This window comes from Paenibacillus xylanilyticus (assembly GCF_013359935.1).
In the GTDB taxonomy this organism is placed as follows: Bacteria; Bacillota; Bacilli; order Paenibacillales; family Paenibacillaceae; genus Paenibacillus; species Paenibacillus xylanilyticus.
Map to the genome: position 1 here is coordinate 39018 of NZ_JABMCB010000122.1, position 23230 is coordinate 62247.

The 23230-nt window shown below is 48.8% G+C and carries 24 protein-coding genes; 14 read left to right on the forward strand and 10 right to left on the reverse strand.

Annotated elements, in window-relative coordinates:
* The first annotated feature begins 33 nt into the window (after positions 1-33).
* Positions 34-939 carry an AraC family transcriptional regulator gene (locus HP552_RS02110; RefSeq protein ID WP_175394055.1) on the forward strand — a complete coding sequence of 302 codons (906 nt, stop codon included), beginning with the start codon at positions 34-36 and terminating at the stop codon, positions 937-939.
* Positions 940-1082: 143 nt separating this feature from the next.
* Here HP552_RS02110 and HP552_RS02115 read toward each other — a convergent pair whose 3' ends face one another.
* Positions 1083-1889 carry a DUF1129 family protein gene (locus HP552_RS02115; protein WP_175394056.1) on the reverse strand — a complete coding sequence of 269 codons (807 nt, stop codon included), beginning with the start codon at positions 1887-1889 and terminating at the stop codon, positions 1083-1085.
* 412 nt (positions 1890-2301) lie between these two features.
* Here HP552_RS02115 and HP552_RS02120 point away from each other — a divergent pair, with 412 nt between their 5' ends.
* Entirely contained in the window at positions 2302-2547 is a 246-nt protein-coding gene (locus tag HP552_RS02120; protein ID WP_175394057.1) for a hypothetical protein, read from the forward strand.
* Here HP552_RS02120 and HP552_RS02125 read toward each other — a convergent pair.
* Together HP552_RS02125 and HP552_RS02130 are read right to left on the reverse strand one after the other, a co-directional pair.
* Positions 2538-4025 (reverse strand): HAMP domain-containing sensor histidine kinase, encoded by a 1488-nt coding sequence (locus HP552_RS02125; protein WP_175394058.1) that lies wholly within the window; start codon positions 4023-4025, stop codon positions 2538-2540. The genes HP552_RS02120 and HP552_RS02125 overlap by 10 nt on opposite strands.
* Positions 4022-4720, reverse strand: a complete 699-nt coding sequence (locus HP552_RS02130) for a response regulator transcription factor (protein WP_175394059.1) — start codon at positions 4718-4720, stop codon at positions 4022-4024. The genes HP552_RS02125 and HP552_RS02130 overlap by 4 nt, the downstream gene beginning before the upstream one ends.
* Positions 4721-5105: 385 nt before the next feature.
* On the opposite strand from HP552_RS02130, the gene HP552_RS02135 reads away from it, so the two are divergent.
* Both HP552_RS02135 and HP552_RS02140 read left to right on the forward strand, forming a co-directional pair.
* On the forward strand, positions 5106-5936 hold the full coding sequence (locus HP552_RS02135; protein WP_175394060.1) for an alpha/beta hydrolase: 831 nt from the start codon (positions 5106-5108) through the stop codon (positions 5934-5936).
* Positions 5937-6104: 168 nt separating this feature from the next.
* Positions 6105-6890 carry a DODA-type extradiol aromatic ring-opening family dioxygenase gene (locus HP552_RS02140; protein WP_175394061.1) on the forward strand — a complete coding sequence of 262 codons (786 nt, stop codon included), beginning with the start codon at positions 6105-6107 and terminating at the stop codon, positions 6888-6890.
* A 152-nt stretch (positions 6891-7042) separates the two neighbouring features.
* On the opposite strand, the gene HP552_RS02145 is transcribed toward HP552_RS02140, so the two are convergent.
* Together HP552_RS02145 and HP552_RS02150 are read right to left on the reverse strand one after the other, a co-directional pair.
* Positions 7043-7255 (reverse strand): hypothetical protein, encoded by a 213-nt coding sequence (locus HP552_RS02145; RefSeq protein WP_175394062.1) that lies wholly within the window; start codon positions 7253-7255, stop codon positions 7043-7045.
* 128 nt (positions 7256-7383) lie between these two features.
* Positions 7384-7923, reverse strand: coding sequence for a DoxX family protein (locus HP552_RS02150; protein ID WP_175394063.1), 540 nt, complete (start codon positions 7921-7923; stop codon positions 7384-7386).
* A gap of 341 nt (positions 7924-8264) precedes the next feature.
* On the opposite strand from HP552_RS02150, the gene HP552_RS02155 reads away from it, so the two are divergent.
* The 4 genes from HP552_RS02155 (at position 8265) to corA (ending at position 12545) form a co-directional block, all read left to right on the forward strand.
* Complete coding sequence (locus HP552_RS02155; protein WP_175394064.1) at positions 8265-9335, forward strand: DUF3048 domain-containing protein; 1071 nt, start codon at positions 8265-8267, stop codon at positions 9333-9335.
* Between the two features lie 271 nt (positions 9336-9606).
* On the forward strand, positions 9607-10221 hold the full coding sequence (locus tag HP552_RS02160; RefSeq protein ID WP_095360942.1) for a DUF47 domain-containing protein: 615 nt from the start codon (positions 9607-9609) through the stop codon (positions 10219-10221).
* Positions 10222-10235: 14 nt separating this feature from the next.
* A complete protein-coding gene (locus HP552_RS02165) occupies positions 10236-11225 on the forward strand; it encodes an inorganic phosphate transporter (RefSeq protein WP_175394065.1) in 990 nt (329 codons plus the stop codon).
* Between the two features lie 360 nt (positions 11226-11585).
* Complete coding sequence (gene corA / locus HP552_RS02170) at positions 11586-12545, forward strand: magnesium/cobalt transporter CorA (RefSeq protein WP_175394066.1); 960 nt, start codon at positions 11586-11588, stop codon at positions 12543-12545.
* Positions 12546-12677: 132 nt separating this feature from the next.
* Here corA and HP552_RS02175 read toward each other — a convergent pair whose 3' ends face one another.
* The 4 genes from HP552_RS02175 to HP552_RS02190 form a co-directional block, all read right to left on the reverse strand.
* Positions 12678-13160, reverse strand: coding sequence for a MerR family transcriptional regulator (locus HP552_RS02175; RefSeq protein ID WP_246310727.1), 483 nt, complete (start codon positions 13158-13160; stop codon positions 12678-12680).
* Positions 13132-13860, reverse strand: coding sequence for an SDR family oxidoreductase (locus tag HP552_RS02180; protein WP_175394067.1), 729 nt, complete (start codon positions 13858-13860; stop codon positions 13132-13134). Before HP552_RS02180 ends, HP552_RS02175 begins: the two co-directional genes overlap by 29 nt.
* Before the next feature lie 251 nt (positions 13861-14111).
* Complete coding sequence (locus tag HP552_RS02185) at positions 14112-15200, reverse strand: DNA alkylation repair protein (protein WP_175394068.1); 1089 nt, start codon at positions 15198-15200, stop codon at positions 14112-14114.
* A gap of 192 nt (positions 15201-15392) precedes the next feature.
* Complete coding sequence (locus tag HP552_RS02190; RefSeq protein ID WP_246310728.1) at positions 15393-16031, reverse strand: tyrosine protein kinase; 639 nt, start codon at positions 16029-16031, stop codon at positions 15393-15395.
* 456 nt (positions 16032-16487) lie between these two features.
* Between HP552_RS02190 and HP552_RS02195 the strand changes: the two genes are divergently transcribed.
* Both HP552_RS02195 and HP552_RS02200 read left to right on the forward strand, forming a co-directional pair.
* Entirely contained in the window at positions 16488-16778 is a 291-nt protein-coding gene (locus tag HP552_RS02195; protein WP_017690665.1) for a YerC/YecD family TrpR-related protein, read from the forward strand.
* 1 nt (position 16779) lies between these two features.
* On the forward strand, positions 16780-17565 hold the full coding sequence (locus HP552_RS02200) for a sirohydrochlorin chelatase (protein ID WP_175394069.1): 786 nt from the start codon (positions 16780-16782) through the stop codon (positions 17563-17565).
* Positions 17566-17655: 90 nt separating this feature from the next.
* Here HP552_RS02200 and HP552_RS02205 read toward each other — a convergent pair whose 3' ends face one another.
* Positions 17656-18225: a TetR/AcrR family transcriptional regulator gene (locus tag HP552_RS02205; RefSeq protein WP_175394070.1), complete on the reverse strand. Its 570-nt coding sequence runs from the start codon at positions 18223-18225 to the stop codon at positions 17656-17658.
* 217 nt (positions 18226-18442) lie between these two features.
* Here HP552_RS02205 and HP552_RS02210 point away from each other — a divergent pair, with 217 nt between their 5' ends.
* From HP552_RS02210 to rlmD, 4 genes are all read left to right on the forward strand, one after another.
* The gene (locus HP552_RS02210; protein WP_175394071.1) at positions 18443-19366 is read left to right on the forward strand and encodes a ketopantoate reductase family protein; all 924 of its coding nucleotides are present in this window, start codon (positions 18443-18445) and stop codon (positions 19364-19366) included.
* A gap of 101 nt (positions 19367-19467) precedes the next feature.
* Positions 19468-19884: a DUF4395 domain-containing protein gene (locus HP552_RS02215; protein ID WP_175394072.1), complete on the forward strand. Its 417-nt coding sequence runs from the start codon at positions 19468-19470 to the stop codon at positions 19882-19884.
* Positions 19885-20317: 433 nt separating this feature from the next.
* Positions 20318-21199, forward strand: a complete 882-nt coding sequence (locus tag HP552_RS02220; RefSeq protein WP_175394073.1) for a diacylglycerol kinase — start codon at positions 20318-20320, stop codon at positions 21197-21199.
* A gap of 152 nt (positions 21200-21351) precedes the next feature.
* A complete protein-coding gene (gene rlmD / locus HP552_RS02225) occupies positions 21352-23094 on the forward strand; it encodes a 23S rRNA (uracil(1939)-C(5))-methyltransferase RlmD (protein ID WP_175394074.1) in 1743 nt (580 codons plus the stop codon).
* Positions 23095-23230: the final 136 nt, after the last annotated feature.

A 23230-nucleotide genomic window follows, 5' to 3' on the forward strand; every position in this document is an offset into this window, starting at 1 on the left:
GAAGAAGCGCATGATCCGGAAAGGAATGATGGAATGCTTGCATTTCGCTTGACCGGGCTGTCGGATTCCCGGCTGCCTCTGTATCTGTATTGTATTGGAACACACGAGCAGAAAGTGCAGCTCAGGCCGGAAGGGTTTCCGGTACACCAACTTTTTTTGTCGCGCAGCGCCGGAGGCGAACTGAAGATTCCCGGTAAGGGATCATGGTCAGTGGGTGAAGGTCAGTTGTGGGTCATGGAACCGGGGATTGCCCATGAATTTTATCCACGTTCCAGAACAGATGGGGAGCTCGGATATATCGGTATTGGAGGCGAATCAGCCGGATCAGTGCTTCAGTCCGCAGGATTGCTGCATAGGGGGCCTAGAGACCTGTCAGACTTCGAACAGTTCTGGTCGCGAACGACAGATCTCTGGCACGCGCTGGATGATGGAAAGGCTGGTGTATGGAATACTTCCCCGATCGTCTATCAGCTCATTCTGGACATGGCACGATCCGTATCAACTCTGGAAGAGACCGATGTATCCGGAGTGGAGAGTCTATCTTTGACACCTTATTATCGTGAGTCCGATCCAGGTAGTGAGGCCTTTACCCGAGCTCTAGCCTTAATGCATGCCCACTATCAGGATGACTTGCTGCTGAAGCATGTGGCGGAAGCAGTGGGTTATTCCGTTCAGCACCTCAATCGTCTCTTTCATCAGCGCCATGGTGTGACCGGGCACCAATACATGCAGCGATTAAGACTGCAAAAGGCATCCGATTGGCTGGACGAGCATCCACGGGCAAGTGTAAGGGAAGCGGCAGAGACGGTTGGCATGGAGGTCAACTATTTTATCCGCATGTTCAAACGGGAATTCGGAGAGACACCTGGCAGAGGGATCAAACAGCGCAATCAATTAAAAGGTGAAAGCATCGACACGGGTGCGGCACCAACACTGTAAAAGGTTATTTACGAGAACATACATGTAAGATTCACAGAATATGAAAAAAGGGGCCATTACGGCCCCTTTTTGGATTGCAATATTCAAAAACAAATTGTTTTTAGAGCATTTCAAGGTGATAATGAATCCTTACCGAGCAGATCTTACTTCTTCTGCCCGAAGAGCGGCCTCAACAGAGCAAGCCCTACAATTCCGATCACAAGACTTACCCACGGGGCCAGTGTAAATACCGGAAGACTGTCTCGCAGTGGATAGCCGACAAACAGAACAAGGACAACGATTACGATATAAATCACAATGCCGCGCAGATTAACCTGTGGTTTGGTCGTCATATCTTTTCCCTGATCATCCGGCCGTTCAGCAAGGCGACGAAGCATTTCGACCAGTGCAATTCCGCCAACAGCTGTAATGATGAGTGAAAACAGACTGATATGACTGAATGGTTCCGTATCTCCACCGCTCCAGCCGATAAATAATCCGGCTCCGCCCTGAATCAGCATGACGAAGGAGATTGCGGCCCAGGCAATCATCACGTACCACTTGGGCGTACGTTTGACTGGACCGGCAGTCTCTCCATTCGCCGTTCCATTGCCCGGAGTTGTTGGGGCAGGCATATCCTGTTTATTAGGTTTTGATTTATTAGATTGGCCCTTACCCACAGGTAGCGTTGAAGGACCTGCCGATTCTGTACCTGATTCCAGACGTGAGTGTATGTCCTGCTCCAGATCGGCTCCATACAATTCCCTGGCAGACTTGCCATCCCGCTGTGCTTGTACAATGGCTTTTCCTGCAGACAGAATCCATTCTTCCTGCGTTCTCTCATCTGCGTTGGTTCTGCGGGCAATCCCGCTAATCTGGTCGAACAATTTTACATTTTCAGGCGTCATCCGGCTCATCTCGGTCATTTGCCGGTTTTGTATTTCTTTAAGCTTTTTATAGGAAATCCCCAATGATTGCTCCCCCTGTCTAAACACGTTACAGATCCCCAGTTCCCCTGAAGACCCTGACGGTATTTTAGTATACGGGAAGGGCTCTCGTTTCGCAAAGTCATTCCTTATAAAATAGCTGAGTGTGATGTATCCAGAGCCATACACAGGCCAAAATAACACAAGTGCATAACAATACCAGCTTGCCGTGAGCACGTACCCATTCAAACAGAAGTTCCATGAATCCAATCCCTTTCGCCGGAAGGAGTCCGAGGTCAATTGCATGTACATATTATTGATTAATTTCCCCAATTTCCCTGCGAAATATGCATAAGATCAACCCATATCTAACGATTGTGTGAAGTATGCATAAAGGACAGCCATTTCCATCACAATAGTATTTCAAAACGAAAACCAGTGATGGGAGTGTGCAGACATGAATCAAGCCAATAAAAACAATGAATTAACCCGGAAGCTGCTGCTGAACAGCAACTCCCGTGGCGTAAAGGATGAAGTGGTTCCCATGGGACAGGGAGCAGCAGAGGATACCGAATTTGCAGTCGAACTTGGCGAAGGTCCAGATAAGACGGGTAGCTTCTGGGAAAGTTCGGATTTTGCACGTGAGCATCGGTGGGAAGGTCAAGTAGAGACCCATGAGATGTTCCGCCGGAGTTACGAGTAGAAACTTCCGGGCGATGACTGCCCGATATCCAGTGTAAACGTAATACATGCTCCACCTTTAGGCAGGTTACCGGCGTTTATGGTTCCACCGTGCTTCTCCACGATGCGTTTGGCCGTGAACAGGCCCAGCCCGGTCTGTCCCTGGTGTCCATGATAGAACTGATCAAACAAATGCTGCAGATCCGCTTCGGTAAAGCCTGGACCCGTATCGCAAACGGTAACCTGCATTAAGCTACTATTTTGTATATCCACATCCAGTCTGATTTCCCCTTTCGGGGGTACATAGCGCAAACTGTTAGCTACCAGATTATCCAGTACCTGACCGACCCTTTGTACATCCAGTAAAAGAGGCGAAGAAGTATGGAGCCGTCGATCCACGAGTCTGAATTCGGATTGCACACCTTGGCTGGAACACAGAAAACGCACCTCACGCTGTTTCATCTCCCAGAAGGAAGATGGATCAACCGGTTCCCGGCGAAGTGGAAAGTAATCAAAATCAGTCCCAGCGGCTACCGTCATATCCTGGATCAGGCGATTAATTCGTTTCACATTATGGTCAATGACGTCCAGATGACTGCTGATACTTTCGGCGTTCTGTACCACATGCTTGGGTGAATCCTTGAGAAGTTCCACGTGGCCCTGAATCACTGTCATTGGCGTGCGGAAATCGTGACTGATGGCTCCCATCAGTTCACTCCGTTCCTGCTGAAGCTTCCATTCCCGAGTCAGTGCACTTTTCAGTTCTTTGCGCATGTCCTCGAAGGAAGCGGAGAGCAGCCCGAGCTCATTGGGGGCGTGATTATCCAGAGCGAAGTCCAGATCCTGCTCTTTGATGCGTTTGGAAGCCAGAATAAGGTCCTCAATCGGCCGCTTCACGTTGCGACCCACTCTGCCTGCCATAAACCAAGTCGCAGCTGCAATATAAACAAATGGAGAAGCCAGCATGAGCACGAGAAACGTATTCGTCCAAACGGGGGACACGGAGGGAGAGGGACTGGTTTCCAACCTGTACTGGAGCACGAGTGCCCCGGAATAGGTTCCACGCTCTCCGCTCAGAGGGGAAATGAGCGTAACCAGCCCGCCGAATCCGAGTGTACTATCTGTGACCGTTTTGCTATTCAGTCTGCTCAGCAGGTCCGTTTCATTTTCCAAGACCTGTTCCTGAATCGTCCCGTATCTCCTGGTTCCGCGGGTATCCACAACCTGATAGGTGATGCCTTCCGGAGGCAGCAGCTGCTCCAGTTTCGCCTGATTAGCGGTGTCGGTCCACTGGATTTTATGTCTCGCCTGCTCCTGTACTTTCTGCTGAATTTCGGGGATTTGAGACTCATAATAGTTGGCGGGCTGCAGCCACTGGTTGGAAAACAGAAAAGACACACCTGCAGCCCACGTGAGGAGAGTCAGTAAAATGCTGATCACCATGACGAGGACAAATGCCCAGACTAATTGTTTTTTGATCGGCCAGCGTTCCTTAATCATCGTACAGGCTCCCATTTGTACCCGACACCCCATACCGTTGAGATATACACATGATCCGGGTCAGCTGCTGCCAGCTTGGCCCTTATTTTTTTGACATGTTCCGTGATCGTGGTAGTATCCCCTGTGGCTTCCAGTCCCCAGATGCGGTCATACAGCTGTTCCTTGGAGAAAACCTGTCCAGGATGCGTGGCAAGCAGTTCCACCAGATCGTATTCCTTGAGCGTTAGCAGGATGGCATGCTGCATAATCATCACACTGCGGCCTTTAAGGTCCATCTGCAGAGACCCGTATCTGTAAAACGCAGGCTCATTCACGCGCGGCTGAACGCCATCGCGACGGGAACGGCGCAAGTGGGCGGCCACTCTTGCCTTTAACTCTCCAAGACTGAACGGCTTCGTCATATAATCATCGCCGCCGATGGATAACCCCTGAATCCGGTCCATTTCGGCCTGCCTCGCACTCAGAAAGAGGATGGGACAGCTGACCTCATCCCGGATCAGCCGGCAGAGCTCGAATCCGCTCATGCCGGGCATCATGATATCCAGCAGAATGAGATCCGGTTTACTGCTGAGTAACTGCAATGCCTCGCTGCCACTTGACGCGGTGGACACCTTATACCCTTCCTGTGATAACGTCTGATGAATCAGGGCCACAATATCCTTTTCGTCGTCTACAATCAAAATATTCTCGTTCATGATGATTTCCTGGCAGGATCATTCAGGCAAATGTAACCTTAAACTGCCGTCTCCGTTTCCTTTAAAATGTTGAGTCTTCATTGTACCTAAAATTTCCATGAGCGTAAAAACAGAATACGTTATATGAATTGAATCTCGAACCTTTTCATTCACTTCAGGCATGATTTTGCCGATACATTGAAGATACAAGCCAATTCTAAAGATTTTATAATGTTCTCTTTTTTGACTGGGGAATAGGCCATCTACAGATGTTTTCGTCACGTTGACTTGAAGTTCCCAGGATGATAATATACTAATAACATCTTAATACACATTAAACTTATCGGATTTATATATAATTAACTAAACGAACAAGCAAAGGCAAGAATGGAAAGGGGAAATCGGCATGGAGCGTCAGATCAGTATCCGTCATGGACAGGAAGAGTTAACCGCCACAATTCATTATCCCGTGGTTGGGGATATCAAGGAGGGCAATCACCAGCAGCGTGTGCCTCTGGCAGTAATTTGCCATGGCTTTGTTGGCAGCCGAATTGGCGTGGATCGCCTGTTCGTGAAGACTGCACGTGAACTGGCTGAGGATGGATACCTGGTGCTTCGCTTCGATTATATCGGCTGCGGCGAGAGCAGCGGCGAGTATGGAGCGGAAGGGCTGGATTCCATGATTGCCCAGACCCGTTCCGTACTGGACTATGCGGTGAACTGCAGTGATGTGGACCCAACCCGTGTGACATTGATCGGTCACAGTCTGGGCGGTGCAGTCGCTCTGCTAACTGCCATTCGTGACAAACGTGTCAAGAATCTGGTGATGTGGTCTGCCGTTGGATATCCGTTCAACGACATCGTGAAGATTACAGGACGTGAAGTGTACGATGCAGGCGTGAAGCAGGGCGCTGCCGATTATCTCGGTTACAAGTTCACGCCGGCTTTCTTCGAGTCTCTGGCCGAGCACCAACCATTCCAGGAAGCCGTCAAGTTTAACGGCGATGTTCTGGTCGTGCATGGTACGTCGGATGATATCATCCCAGTAGACTACGCTTTTCTCTATCAAAAGGTGTTCTGGATGCGTCAGGAAGGACGCTGCGATAAGGAGATTATTTTCCAGGGTGATCATACCTTCTCTTCCGGCAAAGAGCGGGAGCAGCTGATCACGCGTACCCGTGAATGGCTCGGTGAGCGGCAGAAGATCGAGCAGGATTGGCAGCACTGGATGATTTGATGGCTTGTATGAAGGTTTGGAGTAACCAATTGCACAATGAAGTGGAAAACCAGATTGCGTGATAGGGCAGTTTCGGTATGTCAGCTTGGAAAAGCGCCTTCTACGCGGTAGAATAGAGGAGTAGTATAGAAGCGTAACCATTCTATCCGTGTCTGGAGGTTGGCAGCAATGACATTACCCGCATTTTTCATTGCGCATGGTTCTCCCGCTCTGGCGGTGGAGAGCAATGACTACACTCAATTTCTGAACCAGCTTGGAGACAGGCTGCCGGCTCCAAAAGCCATCGTTGTCTTTACGGCGCATTGGGATTGTCCCGAACCGTCCGTGACGATGGATGATTCACATCAGACGCTGCATGATTTCTACGGATTCCCCTCCAATATGTATACAATTGATTATCCGGCACCAGGACACTCAGCGCTCGCAAGTGAGATCTGTGCCCTCTTCACCCGCAGCAATCTGCCGCATCAGCCTATTCGAGGCAGAGGCCTGGATCACGGCGTGTGGGTGCCACTGCTGCATATGTATCCACAGGCCAATATTCCAGTCGTTGTTGTGTCTGTAGATTCGCTGCGTTCACCGCAGGAACAGTATGATATTGGCCGAATGCTTGAGCAGCTGCGTCATGACGATGTGCTGATCATAGGCAGTGGCGGTACCGTTCATAATCTGCGCTTGCTCGGAAGCAGTGATGAACCGGAGGGTTGGGCTGTAGAGTTTGACAACTGGATGGGGGAGCGGCTGGAGAAGTGGAACACGAGAGAGCTGTTTCAATATGACAAAAAAGCCCCGAACGCTCGGACTGCCGTTCCTTCGTATGGAACAGAGCATCTGGCTCCACTGTTCTACGCCATGGGCACAGCCGATATGTCTCGAAAGGCGAAGCGTCTGTTCCAGTCGTACCCCTATGGAACACTTAGTTTAAACTGCTGGCAATTCGGTGACGGCGTATAACTCGGAGCAGACAACAGAGACATCTGTATGGTAGAACTTACTTCTTGTACGATGAAACACATGAATATCATACGTATAATACAAAATCAGAAAGGTTCCAGCGGCCAGATACATTGGCAGCGGGAACCTTTTTTTGGTGCATTACTATATGTCTATTTTCGAATTTCGAAGAACTCGCAATCCATGCGGGAATGATAAGCAAGGTCACTGACACTGGACTGGACAACAATCGTTTTGCTGTCAAAACGAATAATGACACCACCGGAATCAATCTGGTGGTTATCCTGAAACACCCGGACTTTGTACTTCATATCCATGGCTTCCTGGAAATCGGCTTCAGTCTCAAGACGGCGTTGAGTGGGCATGAGAAGTGCTCCTTTGGTCATAATCTATATGATCATCATAATACGTGATTCCGTGCGGGGGCAAGTCAGGCACGAAAAAAGCCCTGTTCCCCGGGGGATGGGGAGCAGAGCCTGATATGTTATTGAAGTTAAGCTGTTTTTTGGGTTGGATTCAAGGTCGGTGTATCTTTGGGATGGTTACCTTTGTTACGGCTGAACAATCCGCGAAGGTAAGGCAGTACCCAACGATCCAGACCAATTTTACCAGCATTGGCACCAGCGACTACAAGGAAGATTTGCATCAGTACCAGTTGTGCATTCGTGCTCACTGTACCCGAGAAGAGGAACGCGAAGTTCATCACGAGTGCCATCAGCGCAGCAAGTGTTGTGAAGCAGCCAAGGATCAGTCCGAGACCTACCAAGAATTCACCGAGAGGGATGAGAAAGTCGAACAATCCGGCATTCGGTACTGCGAATTTTTCAAGGAACGTTCCCCACCATGCTTGAACTGTAGGGCTTTCGCCCGCTGCTTTCTCTACTGCCCCGGCGAGGAAACCGCCAGCCTGGAAGCCGCCTGTCAGTTTGCTCCATCCGTGAGTCATCCAGTCATAACCGATATACACCCGAAGTACTGTCAAAATCCACATTGCCACTTTGTTTTCTCTAAGCCATTGGTTGAAGCTGAACATATAAACCACTCCTTCATGGAATCTAGTGTGTGTTATTTTTTTTTGTTTTTCTAAGTGATCACCTTTGATGTCTTTATTGTATAGTTCAAAAGTCGTTTTGTTTGTGATAAAAATCACAATCTAGTTCAAATTTTAAGTAAGGTTTAATGAGTTCACATGTTAGACATAAATCGATTCCAATTCATCGTTTCAATTACCTCATTCAGGGGTAGGAAATTGCCTTTATATCGAAGACAAATATTGGTTCGTGTGATTAAATGGAAAGAAAAATGCAAAATGGTTGTCTGCATCCAAGAAATGCCGCACCTTAGACCCAGGCCATTGTACAGGAGGTACAACGATTGAAGTCATTGAAATGGAATAAGGCAGCGTCTGCTGCATCATTGCTGATTCTCGCCGTAAGCCTTGCAGCTTGTCAAAATCAGGAGGCGACACAGATGCCGCCCGAGCCGGTATCTGTTCCTGCGCCTGTACAGGAAGAACAAGAACCGGAAGAACAGGCGGCTCCACTGTACACCGCACCGCTGACTGGACTGCCCGTTGACGAGGCCATTACACAGAGACCGCTCGCGGTCATGATAAACAATGCCCCTGCGGCCCGGCCCCAGTCCGGCCTGAGCTCTGCCGATATCATTATCGAGGTGCTCGCAGAGGGTGGAATTACCCGGTTTATTGCCATTTTTCAAAGTCAGGGCGGTGCAGAGACTGTAGGACCTGTGCGCAGCATTCGTCCGTATCTGATTGAACTGGGCGAGAGCTATGATGGTGTGCTTGTACATGCGGGCGGCAGCCCGGATGCCTACTCCATTTTGCAAAAGCAGCAGAAGCAGCACATGGACGAAATCTCGAATAGTGGCCCGTATTTCTGGCGTTCATCGGATCGCAAGGCACCACATAATCTGTACACTTCGGCGGACAAGCTTAGAGAGGGAGCAGAGATCAAGGGCTACAGCCATGATAGCGAGTCACCCGTCTATAACTATAATGAAGAAGGTTCCACCTCAGCAGGAGAACCCGGAACGCTATTCGACATTCATTATTTATTGGATAGTTACCGGGTGACGTATGATTATGATGAAGTTAGCGGACGATATATGAGACTGGTGAATGGGAAGCCCGACCAGGATCAGGATAATGGGGAACAGATTGGAGCAGCGAACATTATTGTAGCGGGTGCAGATCACAAGGTGCTCGACAATGTTGGCAGACTATCCGTTAATGTAGACCAGGGCGGAGAAGCCCTACTGTTTCAGAAAGGCAAGATGATTCGCGGACAGTGGGTGAAGAAACCGGGCGATATAATTCGTTTTGTGCAAAATGGGACAGAGGCGGCTCTGGTTCCCGGCCAAACCTTTATCAGTATCGTTCCGAATCAACCCGACTTTGCAAGCCATATTGATGTCCAAAATTAAGACGAAAATTCCTTCGCGTTGCTTCATTATTATGCTGAACAAATTGAAAGTCGAATCCTGTCAGTTTATGAATTGTAAACGCAGTGTAAAATCTCAGCATCATTTTTCCATCCATTCCAAATAATTAAGATTCATTTCAGATTAATGTGATAAGAATATAAAAAAGGATCGCACCTTTTGTACAAACCATGAAACAAATATGATAAGATATCAAAGGTTGTCATTTCATGTTTCAAGGTTATCAGCAATTTCTCGTAAAGGGGATAGAACGATGAAGTTTAAGAAGAAGGATATATTTTTCGAAACATTAGAGAATATGGCGGATACTGTCGTACAAGCGGCTGACTATTTCTCAGAGCATGTTTCCAACCTTCAAGATGTAACTCTGTTTACCAATGAAATGAAAAAATACGAGTCCAAGTGTGATGACTATGTGCATACAATCATTATGGAACTCAACAAAACATTCATTACGCCAATTGAGCGTGATGACATCATGGAATTGACAACAACACTTGATGACGTATTGGACGGGCTTGAAGCAACCGCTTCCCGATTCTATATGTACCAACTAACTGATCCGGATGAATTCATCGTGCAGTTCGCTGAGATTTTGCGCCAATCGGCTTACGAAATTCAAAAAGCGATCCATTTGCTGTCCCAGAAAAAATTGCTGGCGATCCGCGAATATACGATCCGTCTGAACGATCTGGAAAACCAGGGCGACGAAGTATTGCGCATGTGCATCAAGCATCTCTTCGCTACCGTGTCTGATCCGATTGAGTTGATCAAGCGCAAGGAAATTTACGAGCGTCTTGAGACAACAACGGATGCTTGTGAAGACGTAGCCAACATGCTGGAATCCATCATTATGCGTAATTCTTAAGGAGCCAGAGAATAATGGAAACAACGATTTGGGTATTAGGTATAGTCGTCTTCCTTGCATTGGCGTTTGACTTCATCAATGGTTTCCATGATACAGCGAATGCCATTGCAACTTCGGTCTCCACACGGGCACTGACCCCAAGACGTGCCATCATTATGGCTGCAGTGATGAACTTTGTCGGTGCGATGATGTTTACGGGAGTGGCGAAGACGATTGGAGGAAGTGTTACTGACCCCACGAAGCTGGATAACGGGATAGAGGTCGTCATAGTGACCTTGATTGCCGCGATTATCTGGAACCTCGTGACCTGGTGGTTTGGTATTCCTTCATCTTCCTCACATGCATTGATCGGAGCACTTGCCGGGGCAGTATTTGTCGGTGCAGGTTCCGATAAAGTCAAATGGGGCGGATTTATTGAGATCGTCGAGGGGCTCCTGTTATCCCCGCTGATTGCATTTGCCATAGGTTATGTGGTCATGACCATTCTCAAATATATTTTTGCCAAACGCAGTCCGCATACCGTGAACAAAGGTTTCCGTACGGTACAGATTTTCACGGCTGCACTGCAGGCCTTCACACATGGTACCAATGATGCACAGAAGGCCATGGGTATTATCACTTTTGCTCTCGTAGCAGCAGGAGTACAGGATCATCTTGAAGTTCCGCTGTGGGTTAAAATCTCTGCGGCAACGGCGATGGCACTGGGTACTTCCATCGGTGGTTGGAAAATCATCAAAACGATGGGGACCAAAATTTTCAAAATTGAACCGATTAACGGTTTTGCTGCCGATTTATCCGCGGCTTCCGTTATATTCACGGCAACATTGCTGCATCTTCCAGTGAGTACCACGCACGCGATTACATCTGCCATTCTGGGTGTAGGTTCTGCTAAGCGTTTCTCCGCTGTAAAATGGGGCTTGGCCGGACGGATCATTATTACGTGGTTCATTACGATTCCGATTACCGCTGTACTGTCAGGGTTGCTGTACTGGATCATTTTCTAAGAAAAGTTATCCCGAAGACGTATTCGGGAGCGACATGCACAACTGTTCATAACTGTGTGAATATCGGGATATGTGGACAATTTTACAATCATAAACTAGAGAAGCCTGTGCATGAACGTGTGGACAGGCTGGATATGTGGATAGCCATCCGTGGAATGATAAACCAAAAGTAAGATTATCCTGTGGATACAGGGAACTGTGGATAGGAAATGAGAGAAGCCAACAGGGTTGGCTTTTTTTGTTGTCCCTGTCGCAGGTGACTCTGTGGACAATCAGGCTGTGAGGCGGTTGCAGGAGACGGTTCGAGGATTAAGTTATACAATAGCGTAAAGGATATAAGACAAGGACGTGGTCTAATTTATGATTCGTACACTCGCCATTACACGAGATCATCAAGTCTCCATTAATGTACCCCTGACACAGCTGGATCTGCAGGATTATGCCTGGGTCTGGGCAGATTTCAACCAGCCTTCGGAGGAAGAAAGCCGTTTGCTGGATACATATTTTCATTTTCACCCCTTGGCGATCGAGGATTGTCTGCATGTGCTGCAGCGTCCGAAGCTGGATTATTACGACAATTTGCAGTTTCTTGTGCTGCACGCGCTGAATCCTACCACACTGGAAGCCGAGGAGGTAGACCTGTTTCTCGGTTCAAACTTCCTTGTTTCCTTTCACCATGGTGTATTGGAAGAGGTGGATGAAGCTTGGGAACGGATTTTGCATCATGCTCACGAACGAACGATCTGGGCACGTGGACCGGTGGCTGCAGCGTATACGGTGATGGACAAGCTGGTTGATCACTATTTCCCGTCGCTGTTTGCGATTGAGGATGAGCTGGCTGAACTGGAGAACCGGGGCAGTCAGGAGTCGGTAGAGGACTTGATGAATCAGGTGTTTGACCTGCGCAGCCGGCTGCTGAAGCTTAGACGAACCGTAGTGCCCATGCGTGATTTGCTCTACCGGGTAATCAACTCTCAACATGTGCAGAGGACGGGGGAGCATACCGCGTATTTTACAGATATCTATGATCACCTGCTGAAGCTGACGGATATGATTGAGGCGGATCGGGAGATGACCGCAGACCTGCGGGACAGTTATATTTCTCTGAATTCCAACCGGATGAACGCCATTATGAAGACACTGACTGTTATTACAACGGTGTTTATGCCGCTGACGCTGATTGCCGGAATTTATGGGATGAACTTTGCCTATATGCCGGAGCTTCAGTGGAAGTTTGGATATGGTGCGGTGCTGCTTCTGATGTTTGTGCTTGGCGGAAGCATGGTAGCTTGGTTTGTGAAGCGTGGCTGGTTTAAGTAGAAGATTTACTCGTACAGAAGGTCTAAGGATAAATAAGATGTAACCAAACGATGATCTTTTTTGTCAGCTGCAGCTGCGCAAAAAAAGATCATCATTTGGTGTCTGCAAAATTGGATGACGCTCTTGAGAGAGTTATGGGTTGGTATCGCAGTGCGTATCTTCAAGATCGGGATGTTCCGAAAGCTCCCGGTAATGCTGGAGTTTATAGGCTATAATCTTTGATGTCTCATTCAAGTTAGCTATATCTTGCTGTATCTTACGCTGATGTTCCTCCAGAATGGCGTATCTGGCTTCAAGGGTATCGGCACCATGCTCAGACAGCTCGCGGAAATGTTTCATCTGTTCAATTGTCATCCCGGTGGCTTTTAATCTTGTCAAAAAAATAATGCCGAGAATCTGATCTTTACGATATTGCCGATGGCCGTTTGTTTTTCGTTCTGCAAATGGGAGCAGACCTACTTTTTCATAATAGCGGATCGTATCTTCGGTCAGGCCTGTAAGTATAGCAGCTTCCCGAATGGATGTAACGATGTCCGGTATGTCATACGATTTGTCATACAATTGATCCAACTCCTCAGTAATGAATTTACCAAGGTATTTCTCCATCTTTTCCATAGAATCCTCCTGTCGGGCCATCGTCCCCGAGAACAGCCAGCTCCAGAACCGTAGCCGCTGCTTGCTGCACGGTATTGATTCCTGTAAAACCGTTCAGATCGGTTGCAGTAAAGCCAGGATCGACAGCGTTTATTTTGAGCGGCGTATCTCTGAATTCCTTGGCAAGAGTGACAGTAAACATGTTAACGGCTGCTTTGCTGCTGTTGTAAGCAAGTAGATTGAACTGGGCATGTTCATGCCCGGGATCACTATTATAGGCGAGTGAGCCCAGCCCGCTTGACAGGTTAACGATTCGTCCTGCCGGGGATTGCTGTAGTAATGGTAACATGGCCTGGGTTACGGAAATCATGCCGAAGAAGTTTGTATTATAGGTTTTTCGTATATCATTCAAAGCGATTAGGCTTGGGGGAGCAGCTCCACCAACAGAGATTCCTGCGTTGTTGACCAGAATGTCGAGCGAGCCGAACCTTTGTTCAATGTAACTGACGGCTGTCTCAATCGTATTGGAGCTGGTAACATCAAGCTCGATTCCATAGGCCTCGATTCCCTCGTTCAATAGTCGTTGTGCGGCTTCCTCGCCTTTACGCAAGTCTCTTGCTCCGAGGAGAACAACATAACCCATATTTCCCAACTGCCGAGCCGTTTCGAAGCCGATTCCTTTGTTTGCTCCCGTGATGAGGGCGGTTTTTTTGGTTTTCATCGGTCATTCCTCTTTTCACTAGTAATTGTTAAGCATGTGGATGATGATCTCCGAATGGTACAACTTGGAGTGTGCTTCAAGTCAACAGGGAATTTTGGAGGGTATGAAGACAGGGAGGATGAGAGGGAAAATAAATAACCGAAGCGCGTCTGTAACAGACATGTGCATTCGGTTAGAGGGGAATATTATTATTCATCCACATGTGAATATCTTTTTTATCTGCGGACTGTTAATAACTTTATAATCTTGTACTACGTTTGTTCAAGAACGAAAGTTGCCGAGGCGGTGGGTTGTCCATTGACCACAATCGTTATCGTGTGCAGCCCGGCATAATAACGTCTTGTTGTAATTACCTTGAACGATTGCTTCGTAGCTACCTTGCTGCTCCCGGCGGGATACATTTTATCCGAGCATTTGAAGCGTTTCGGTGCCTGCTTGCCATTTGCCTTCATATATCCGATCTCATACTCGATCCGCAGCATCTGAGGCTGACCGCTCTCATTAACCACATCGAACGTGAATTCCAGCTCTTCACCGATCGCAATCGTATCCCGTGCAAGCTCAAGATGCCCAATATGTACGGCGTCCTGTTGGGTATATCCGAAGAGAGAGAGTGCTTTGGGATGTCCTTTTTTCAACAGGGAACGGCTGGCATGACGTACAATCCAGTCGGTATGCGGATGCTGACCATGCCATGTAGAGGCTAGATCCAGAACCAGATCAGGATGGTCTTTCGAGATATCGTTCAGATGGTTCGCTACACTTTTCCGTACATAGAGGGACTCGTCCTGCTTCAACGCATGGAGAATGGGAAGTGCAGGTGTTGGGTCGGCAATCAAACTTCGCAGCTTGGAACCCCATGGCAAACGAGGGCGACTGCCTTCGCTGGCAAGCCTGCGAATATGCTCGTTCTCACTGTTTGTCCATTCCATCATCTGTTTCATCGTTTCGATGGGATAACGTTCAATAAACGGGCGTACCGCAAACTCCGAGCTGGAATAAGGTGTGAAGACCGCCAGGTACTTCATGGATAATTCATAGTGCTCAGGCGCTAGTCCGTTCACTTCAATAAAATCAGGTACAAACAAATACTCAACCCCGCGCAGCTGCGGCGCCGCCTGTTCAAGCACATGCAAGGCTTCTTCATACGAATCAGGCAGTACTTCCGTCAGGGCAAGGGTAATCCGGCGAATACGTGCCTTGAATTCCGCTTGCTCCCAGCCTTCGGCAAACACGAGGTCGCGAAAGTGCGCCTTGTCCAGAGCGGGGTAGAATTGGTGCAGCAGTTCTCCGGTTTGATCGATCAATGCGGGCGTATATTTGTCCTTAAACAGTTCCATAATCCGCCTCCTTTATCTACTACCCAGTATACCTTAATTTACAGGAATAAGAACATAAGTTCCTGAAAAAAGATCTGGATTCTAGAGAGGAGGCAGAAATGATGAAAGGCTTAGGGCAACAATAGGGATTGCAGCATAACATAACAAGGTTAAGGCACCTTCCTTCTATAAGGGAGGTGCCTGGTGAAGTGTTTAACGTTTGCTGCTTTTGGGACGGCGCTTGGTGGAACTGGTTTTGCGCCGAGTCGTGTTACTGCTGCGGCGGCGTGGGGTGGCTGTTGCCTTCTTGCGGCGCTTCCGCGAGCGGCGAGGTGGTGTATATTCCTCATAGTCGGTCTCTGCAGGACTGCTGCTCTTGCCTTTTCCTTTACCAAAAGGCAGGATGCCCATAACAAGCTTCATCATCGGGGCCATTTGTTGAATGCCGCCAACGACCTTTTGCATTTTACCAATGCCATTCATGATGCCGTCGATTCCGCCGAAGCGGTCGATCATTCCTTTCAGTTCACCGAGATTGGCCAGCGAGAACCCGGAACTTCCTGAAGCAGCAGGAGCCTCAACCGGAACTGGAGAAACAACAGGGGCACTGCCACCCAAATAGTTTCCGCCGGGTGCGCCTTGCCCATAAGGTACAAGTGCAGAGGCTTCCACTTCACCGTAGCCCGGATAATAGGGCTCTACGCCTGGATACATCGGCTGAACCTGGGTTTCATTCAATGAACGCTGTACTGCACCGGGCGGCATATAGGCAGAAGTCTGCGCCTGTCTGTGCGAATAGGAAGACGGACGCTGCCGTGGTGCAGGCTGGCGATGATAATAATGCTGTGGCATGAACGATCACGTTCCTTCTATGTTGGATTTCGGAATTGCGTTCCTTCAGCTGTAATGATCATGGGCATAACAGACCGAGTTGGAACTCCCTTTTGCTATACTGTATGTCATTCGCGGAGAGACGGCGTAGGCGGGTGTCATGGAAAACGTGATATTTGCGGATTTGGGCGCAGGGGACAAGTGAGGTTTTTATTCATAGAAAAGAGAAGCTTGTACACAAAATTGTAACAATTAGGAGGGCTAAATCCCTACGTAAGCAATCGGGAATATACAGGTGAAAAATGGGAAAAACCGCAGTAATATCGGATAGTGTCCACGTGTGGAGGACAATAGTACCTAATGGAAGCGGTAACATGTATTTTTATTCTGTAGTGCGTGAAATCGTTAACGCTTGAAATACCAACTCAGGGTGAGTACAATGAAGGTACACAGTAACCGCTAGGGGATGATGATGAAATGCAGCTGAAAAAGCTAAATGATAAAAGTATTGAACAACTATTCGAGGCCATTCTCACTCTGAAAGATATTGAGGAGTGCTACGTGTTTTTTGATGACCTCTGCACGGTAAACGAGATCCAATCCATGTCCCAGCGGCTGGAAGTAGCACGCATGCTTGGCAAAGGCAATACGTATAACCAGATCGAAGCGGAGACAGGGGCAAGTACGGCCACGATCTCTCGTGTGAAGCGCTGCCTGAATTACGGCAATGATGGATATAAAATGACATTGGAACGTCTGGGTCGCTAAGATGAAGAAACCGGGTGTGCTCATCATTAGTCACGGTTCTCAGGAGCAGACCTGGGTAGAATCCGTCGATGACGCGGTCTCCCGGCTCACTCTTCCTGACCCATTGCCTGTTGAGGCTTCATTTCTTGAACTTGTGGAAGGACGCCTGATCCAGGACGGTATCGACCGACTGGAGGCACAGGGTGTAACTGATATTCTGGTCGTACCCCTTTTCGTTTCGTCCGGTAGTACACATGTGGATGAAATCGAGTATGCGATCGGTGCGAAGCAAGCACCGGAACGGGAAACAGATCTGGAACCCTTCCGGGTAAATGCAAAAGTACACTTCGGTTATCCTGTGGATAACGATCCGGATATTGCCGTTATGGTATGGGATAAAGTCAAATCGCTCTCTCAAGATCCGGAGCAGGAGACGATTCTGCTTGTCGGGCACGGGAGCATCCATGATGGATTCCGTCAGCGCTGGGAAACAGGCATTTCTTCGCTCGCACAGCGAGTGCAGGAGGTTAGTGGCGTAGCCCATACGGATTATGCACTTCTCAATCCGGAGAGTGTGTATGACAAGGCGAAGTACTGGAGCCAGGAGCAGGGAAGCCGCGTTATTGTGGCGCCACTGTTTTTGAGTGCCGGTTATTTTACGATGAACGTCATTCCGGGCAGGCTGAAGGAACTGGATTACGCGTACAGTGGTGAGACGCTGCTGCCGCATCCATTGCTTGGGCACTGGCTGGAGCGTCAAATTCAACTTTTGTTGGCAAAATGTAATGAGGGTAAGGCCTCTTCTTGAGAAGAGGCTTAGCACTTTAAATGTATAGACAATGAAACCACGTCCTTGGACGTGGTTTTCTGTTTGTTGGGAATCATTTTATGGAGGTACTTAACCTTTTGCCACCAACGAAGGCAGGCTCAAATGGAGCTCCAGCAGGGCGATCAACTGATCCACCATATCCTCCGCAGAATAAGGCATGGCGTTCATTATCCACCATTCCAGCAGACCCACGGCAGCAGAAGCAAGAAATTGTACAGTGACTTCTTTGCTCATGCTTTCCTGAACGCCGCACGCATCCATTTGTTCCTCGACACCTTGAATCATAAGTGTCATCAGCTTGCTTCGGAATGCGGGAATCCCTTTTTTCGTTAGAAGCGTGGTATAAATGGCCGCATGCTCTTCGAGATACCGGAAGGTCCGCAGCAGCGCTTCCTTCGCCGTCAGTGGCGTTGGAAAATGATCGCTCATGCAGGTGTCCACCAATTGCTGCAAATACGTCTCGATACACCGATCCAGCAGATCAAACTTGTCTGTATAATGCAAATAGATCGTTCCCCGGTTAACATTGGCTCGATCGGCGATGTCGTTGATGGTCATTTGCTCGAAATCCCGCTCTTCCAGCAATCCCACAAATGCCTCCATGATGGCCTTTCTTGTCTTATAAACGCGTCTGTCCATGGCCCCTCCTCTAATGTCCCTAATGTTCCTGCATAGTCTATACAATTCTTTATAAATTCCTTGCGCTTTTCAACAATAATGAGCATTTCGTTGATTATTCAACGAAAATGGATATTTTAGCGATTGAAGCACCGTGGCTGCTTTGATACTCTTATTTTATCAACAAATGTTGATAAAGCAACGTTTATTCATAAAATACAAAGTTGAGGGAAATCAAATGAAAATATTGGTCTATGGTGCGGGTGTGTTGGGCAGTCAATTGGCCCAGGTTCTGGTACGTGGAGGAAATGACGTTACGGTACTGGCTAGAGGGAAACGGGCTGAAGAGTTAGAGAGGGATGGCGTTGTCATTCGGCATGTGTTTCAGTTTAAAACAACGGTCGATCCGGTTCGTGTAACAAGAGAACTAAGAACGGATGACATCTATGATCTCATTTTTGTCGTCATGAAATATAATGATTTTCCATCGGTGTTACCCATTATTGCTGACAATCAGAGCAACAACATCGTGATTGTGGGCAACAATGCGGACGCGCGAAGCATGCAAACCTATCTCGAAGACAACAGCCGGGTGGATAAGCGAGTGGCGTTTGGTTTCCACGTTGGCGGTGGGAAGCGGAACAAAGATCGTATGCTGTCCATAGGCGGGGGAAAGGGACTGATGGTGATCGGCGCACTGGACGGAGAGATTCCCTTTCAACCTCTGCTCGATCAGGCCTTCACGAAAGCAAAATACAAGCTGGATGTAATTGAAGATATCGACGCTTGGCTGAAAAGTCATCTTATCCCGATTCTGATGCTGAATGCCGTGAGTTTCAATGAAGAGCGAGAGCTGAAGAAGCTGGAGGGAAACAAAGAGCAGCTCCTGCATATGATCGGTGCCTTGGATGAGGGGATTACTGTACTGGAGGCCATGGGCATCACCATGATCCCGAAAGCACAGGCGAAGCTGATCCGCAAGCATAAGCGGCTGCTGTATCTTTTGCTGAAGATCTATAGCATGCTTCCGGTGCATAAGCTGGTTGCAGGTTCTTTTGGTGAAATAGAGGCGATGGAAAGGGCATTTGCCGAGTGGAAAAGAGTAACGCATACTCCAACGCCCCATTGGGATGTGCTCAAAAGCGATTTTACCATCCTATAATGAAGAAAATTTGCATTTCCAATAGTTCTTCCTATTGCTCAAAACCTCGATCCCGACTACAATAATACCAACTAATAAAATAGGGATAAGGAGGTATGAGGATGCGGGAAGTGCCTATGCGTTATGTCAAAGCGAATCAGGTCGGGATTGTGCTGTGTGTATTGCTCTCATTTCTGTTTAATCCGCCGCTGATATTGGGTGCGTTATGGATCATCCAGGTGGTTGGGCTCGCCTCTGGCGGAAAGCTGAATCTATTTGTCCGGATCGGGAAGGCTGTGCTGAAGGGAAAAGGTACGGAAACCCAGGCGGCGGAGCTGCAGCGCTTCAATAATATATTGGCGGTCGTGTTCCTTTCTCTGGCACTCATCTCATTCTCCCTGAGCTGGCAGGTAGCCGGTTATCTGTTCTCCGGAATGCTCCTGCTTGCTGCAAGTGCAGCATTGCTCGGTTACTGTGTGGGCTGCACCGTCTATTTCTGGTATAAACAGCTTCGTGCCGGCAGGCGGATTGGTTTCTAAATGGATATTAAGTGCGGAATATAACGTCATATACACGCGGCTTCGTTCATCGGAGCCGTTTCTTTGTGCTCCCTTTCTAAGGAAAGGAAGGTTAAATTCTTGTCAGACGGGCAGAATGGGTGTCTATGAAATGGGTTAAATACAGTTGAAGAGAAAATCGATGGCTGTGTAAAATGAGAAGACACCGGGGTGCCGGAAGTCGTAAATACGTTACAGGCTAGGACATCTTCGCATTTGATGATATGATAGAATATAAAGGCTTTGGAATCAGATGGAATTCCTTATGCATAGATATAGGTATGGATGAAGATTCGGGCAGGATTAACGAACGTGGGTGATCATGTAAAATGTTCCCCGGTTGTGGACGCTCGCAAGTAGAAAGAAAATGAGGTCGATCAGACTCATGGATAATGTGGAATAGGTGGCGTATGAGATGAAAAAGGCTCGCTTAATATATAATCCGACCTCAGGCCGGGAAGAAATGAAGAAACGTCTGGCTGATGTTTTGCAGCGTTTGGATCAAGGTGGAATCGAAGCTTCAGTACATGCAACAACGGGTGAAGGAGATGCAACCCGGGAAGCGGAGCTCGCAATCGAGCGTGGTTATGACATGATTATTGCCGCAGGCGGCGACGGAACGCTGTATGAAGTCATTAACGGCATGGCTGAGCGGGAGAATCGTCCTCCGCTGGGTGTGTTCCCTTTGGGGACAACGAATGATTTTGCGCGTGCGCTCGGGATCCCAAAACATTGGGAAAATTACGTGGATGTCGTGATTAATCAGCAGACCCGTCCTCTCGATCTGGGTAAGGCAAATGATAAATATTTTATTAATATTGCAGGCGGCGGCTCCTTGACCGAACTGACATATGAGGTGCCAAGCCGTCTGAAAACGATGATTGGACAACTCGCCTATTATATGAAAGGCATTGAGAAAATGGCCAGCCTGTCTCCGCAGGAGCTGATTATCCGCGCGGCAGGCCAGGAAGAGATTCATGATGAATTCATGCTGTTCCTGATCGCCAATACAAATTCCGTCGGGGGCTTCGAGAAGCTTGCACCAGGCGCGACGATAGACGACGGAATGTTCGATGTCATCGGTGTGCGAAAATGTAATCTGGCCGACATGATCCGCCTCGTTACACTCGCGCTGCGCGGGGAACATCTGAACGATAAGAAAGTGATTCATTTCCAGACGGATTATATGGAAGTGACGTCACCGGGATACGTACAGCTGAACCTGGATGGGGAGCTTGGCGGCACTTTGCCTGCGACGTTCCAGAACCTGCAGCACCACCTGCAGCTGTTTCGGTAAGAGAAGCGTGTGATGGCACGGGTGGCAGTGTGTTTTTCCAGTTGCCGACCGCGAAGGGATCACGTATAATCTCAGGGTGAAATTGAAAAGATGAAGTGGAATGAACTCCCCATGCGTGGGGTGATATATAAGAAGAAAGAAGTGAATGTACGTTGTCTAATACGAACCGCAGCGGTCGTGGAAAAAACCGCCGGAATTCGGCTGCCTCTCAGGGGCAAGGGAATGCGATGGCATCCCGTCAGCCAGGTAAATCATCTCGTCCATCATCACGTCAGCAAGGGAAAGAGGTGCGGCCACAAGGCGCATCTCTTTCTGCCGTTCGTCCGAAGGGAAGGGGACGTGAATCCGCGCCAATCGAAGGACTTCCGGTCAGCAAAAACGAAGAGACCGTCATCGACATCATTGGCATGAACCATGACGGTGAGGGTGTAGGCCGTGCGAATGGATACACGCTCTTCGTACAAGGTGCACTCCCGGGTGAAACCGTCCGCGTACGCGTGATGAAGACCAAGAAGCAGTACGGCTACGCCAAGCTGCTGGAGATCGTGAAGGCGAGTCCGGATCGTGTATCCGCGCCGTGTCCGATCTATGATCAGTGTGGCGGCTGCCAGATCCAGCATATGAGCTATGCCGGACAGCTTGCGTGGAAGCGCCAGCTGGTGGTCGATAATTTGCAGCGGATCGGGAAGCTGAACGTGATGGTGGAGGATGCAGACGCTCAGGGTGATGAAGCGAACCAGAAGAAACGTTCTGAAAAGAATGTGGATCAGGTAGCTGAACCAGCTATTACCGAAGAACAAGGGAACGGCAGCAATCGTATTCGTCTTCGGCTGGAAGGTGTCATGAACGAAGAAGCTGCTGCGCACGCTATCCGTGTGCTGCCTACCATGGGTATGGACGAGCCGTGGCGTTACCGCAACAAGGCACAGGTGCCAATTGGCGCGACCGAGGGCGGCTTGGTGGGTGGATTTTATGCCAAAGGAAGCCATCGGATCATTGATATGGAGACCTGCCTTATCCAGCATGAACACAACGACGAAGTTGTAGCCAAGGTGAAGGAGATCGGGAGTCATCTGGGAATCAGCGCATACAACGAAGAGACAGGCCGCGGCCTGCTGCGTCATGTGGTCGTGAAGAAGGCTTTCCGCACAGGTGAGATGATGCTTGTTCTGGTCACCAATGGCCGGGATATCCCGCATAAGGATGAATGGATCGGCAGTATTCGTGAAGCGATCCCGCATGTGGCGAGCATCTGCCAGAACGTGAACAAGAAACAGACCAACGTCATCTTCGGCGATGAAACCCGTGTCCTGTGGGGCCGTGATGTAATCTACGATTATATCGGAGATGTGCAGTTTGCGATCTCTCCACGTTCGTTCTATCAGGTCAACCCAGTACAGACAGAAGTGCTGTACGGGAAGACAGTAGAATACGCTGGGCTGAGCGGCAAAGAAACGGTCATTGATGCCTACTGCGGCATCGGTACGATCTCTCTCTTCCTCGCGCAGCATGCGGATCAGGTGTATGGGGTAGAGATCGTGCCCGAAGCCATCGAAGACGCTCGCAGCAATGCGATGCTGAACGAGATGAAGAACGTGAAGTTCGAAGTCGGGGCATCAGAAGATGTCATCCCGCGCTGGAAAGAGCAAGGCATCGAAGCCGACGTCATCGTCGTCGATCCTCCGCGCAAAGGCTGTGATCCACGCTTGCTGGATACGATCCTGGAGATGAAGCCGGAGCGCGTGGTGTACGTGAGCTGTAACCCAAGCACCTTGGCACGTGATCTGCGCGTACTGGAGGATGGCGGTTATCGAACGGTTGAGGTAACGCCGGTGGACATGTTCCCGCATACGGTGCATGTGGAGTCGGTGGCGATGTTGTTGAGGGAAGTGTAGAAAACTAATAAACACCTGCTATTCATAATAAACCTGTGCTAAAAATCGAATAAAGACGTGATAAAATCGGGGAGAGGAAGAGTGGAGAAGGGGGAAAACCCAGATCCATCAAGCCTTTCCCCTGTTTTTCTATCAA